Source organism: Mesorhizobium sp. M7A.F.Ca.MR.362.00.0.0 (genome assembly GCF_004023175.1).
In the GTDB taxonomy this organism is placed as follows: domain Bacteria; phylum Pseudomonadota; class Alphaproteobacteria; order Rhizobiales; family Rhizobiaceae; genus Mesorhizobium.
On sequence record NZ_RZTF01000637.1, the window covers coordinates 1 to 2,238 of the forward strand.

General features: G+C 60.9%; 3 protein-coding genes. All 3 read left to right on the forward strand.

What is annotated here, in order from left to right; genetic code table 11:
• Positions 1-469: GDP-mannose 4,6-dehydratase (locus EOC06_RS36265; protein WP_128310048.1), on the forward strand; the 469-nt coding region annotated here is incomplete at its 5' end.
• The gene (locus EOC06_RS36270; RefSeq protein ID WP_128310049.1) at positions 466-1,725 is read left to right on the forward strand and encodes a hypothetical protein; all 1,260 of its coding nucleotides are present in this window, start codon (positions 466-468) and stop codon (positions 1,723-1,725) included. The genes EOC06_RS36265 and EOC06_RS36270, both read left to right, overlap by 4 nt.
• 37 nt (positions 1,726-1,762) lie before the next feature.
• A partial coding sequence (locus EOC06_RS36275) for a polysaccharide biosynthesis/export family protein (RefSeq protein ID WP_245470386.1) occupies positions 1,763-2,238 on the forward strand: 476 nt, incomplete at its 3' end.

A 2,238-nucleotide genomic window follows, 5' to 3' on the forward strand; every position in this document is an offset into this window, starting at 1 on the left:
GTTCAATACATACGGGCCGCGCCAGAGCGAGCGGGCCATCGTGCCGACCATCATAAGGCAGGCTCTGGACGAGAACTGTCCGGCGATCATGGTCGGCGACACCAGCCCTATCCGCGACCTTACCTTTGTGGAAGACACTGCGGCGGCATTTGTGGCGGCAGGGGCGGCCGAGCTTGAATTTGGCCATGCCTACAATGCCGGCAGCCAGCGCGCCGTCAGTGTCTCGGACGTTTTGGAGTTGGTGCTCGAGTTGAGTGGCACCAGGAAACCGGTACGTCGCGACGAAAGCCGGATGCGGCCGCAGAACTCCGAGGTTCGCGCGTTGCTCGCCGATTCCTCGAACCTTGAAAGTAAAGTCGGATGGCGGGCGCATACAAGCCTGCGTGACGGTCTGGAAAGAACCATCGAGTGGTGGCGTTCGCGCCTTAGCGAGGGCCGCGTCCGTCGCGAAATGAGCTATATGACATGACCTTTCCGCGGCTCATACCAGCTGTGCTGCTGATGGCCGCTCTGCTGGCGCTACACACAGCCGGAAACCGGCCGAGCGGTGCGGCAGGCACGGAGCCGGCAATGGATCTGCCCGCTTACCTGAAACCTGCAACCGATCCGGCGACAGGGATCAGCTTCACTCGGATCACCAAGCCCGGAGCTCTTGGCGGCGGAATTGTCTGCGGCAAAATATATTGCAGTCATCGGTACTCGAGCGCGCAAGCGTGGAATGCCGATCAGAGCCTCCTCGTCCTCATGAACGGCTGCGACGGCATGTGCTTCCTCGACGGGAAAAACTACGTTCCTTTGTTCCATCGCAACAAGCCGGGTGAGTGCGAATGGCACCCTCGAAACGCGGACCTGATGATTTGTGTCGATGATCAGAATATCTCGACCTGGGCGCCCCGCAGCAATCGTGAGGACATAGTTTTTGCCGCTGCGAAATATCGGGATCTCAAATTCGGCCCGTCCAAGGGAAATCCAAGTCGTGACGGCAGCCGCATTGCCGTACGCGCGACCCGCGATGATGGTGCTGCCGTCGCCTTCGCATATGATCTCGACCGGCGTCTGAAATACCCGGACATCAATCTCGCCCAGGTTGCCGGAACGACCAGTTCCTGCACCATTTCTCCGCTTGGAGAAAACATCCTGTGTTTCCAAAACCTGGCCGACGGCACCGAGCAGCGAGCCATTTTCGCAATCGACGGCACCTTGCGCCAGACGTGGAAGGACCATCATCGGCCCGGCCATGGCGATATGACTCTCGACGCGGACGGCAGCGAAATTTACGTCGGAATCAGCAAATCCAGCCCCGACAAATATCAGGTGATCAAACGTCGGCTGTCCGATGGAAAGGTCACGTCGCTCATGAAGTTCGGCGAGGCCGAGCATGCGTCGCTGCGCGCTTTGGACCGGCCCGAATGGGCATTCATGAGTTACGGGGGCAATCCCGAGGAGGTTCGAAGCCAGCCGGACTGGGCTCCATACTCGCGCGAGGTGATCGCGCTGCGTGTCGACGGCAGTCGAGAGGTCCGACGGATCGTGCAGACGCGGAACGCTCCGTTCGATTATTGGAGCGAGACACACGCCTCCCCGTCCCCTGATGGGTCGCAAGTGATCTGGTCTAGCAATTGGGGGGTACCGGGCGGACCGGTCTACGAATTCGTCGCCCATCTCGATTGGCCGCCGCAGCCGGATCTGAATCAAAAGGAGATTGCCACCAATGGCCTTCGTTAGCCGAATTTCCTTTGCAGCACTTGTCGGATGCCTGGCCTTGAGCAGCGCAACCGCGGCCGAAGCGCCGGCCGCCTACAAGCTCTCCCCCGGCGACACGGTGGAGATAGGAATTGCCTCCATAGCGGAACGAACGCAACGCGCGGTTGTCCAGATGGATGGCTCGATCGCGCTGCCCGAGTTCGGGATGATCCCGGTTGGCGGGTTGACGCCGGCCGAATTGCAGACGCGCATGGAAGCGGTGCTGCCAACCAAGATCGTCCACCAGCGTCTGCCTGATGGACGGGAGCAAATGATCGTCATCAAGCCGAGCGACGTCACGGCCGTGATCGCGGAGTACCGGCCGATCTACGTGACTGGCGATGTGCTGACGCCAGGGCAGCAGGCTTACCGGCCACTCATGACAGTCCGGCAGGCGATTGCGGTCGCCGGCGGTTTCAGCCTTCTGCGGTCGCGGGCAAGCCAAAGCGGACCTGATCCCGTTGATCTGCGACGCGACTACGAGTCGATCTGGGG

Bases quoted from the DNA above. Each gene is read 5' to 3' on its own strand.
- EOC06_RS36270 (WP_128310049.1), top strand. From the start codon at position 466: ATGACCTTTCCGCGGCTCATACCAGCTGTGCTGCTGATGGCCGCTCTG.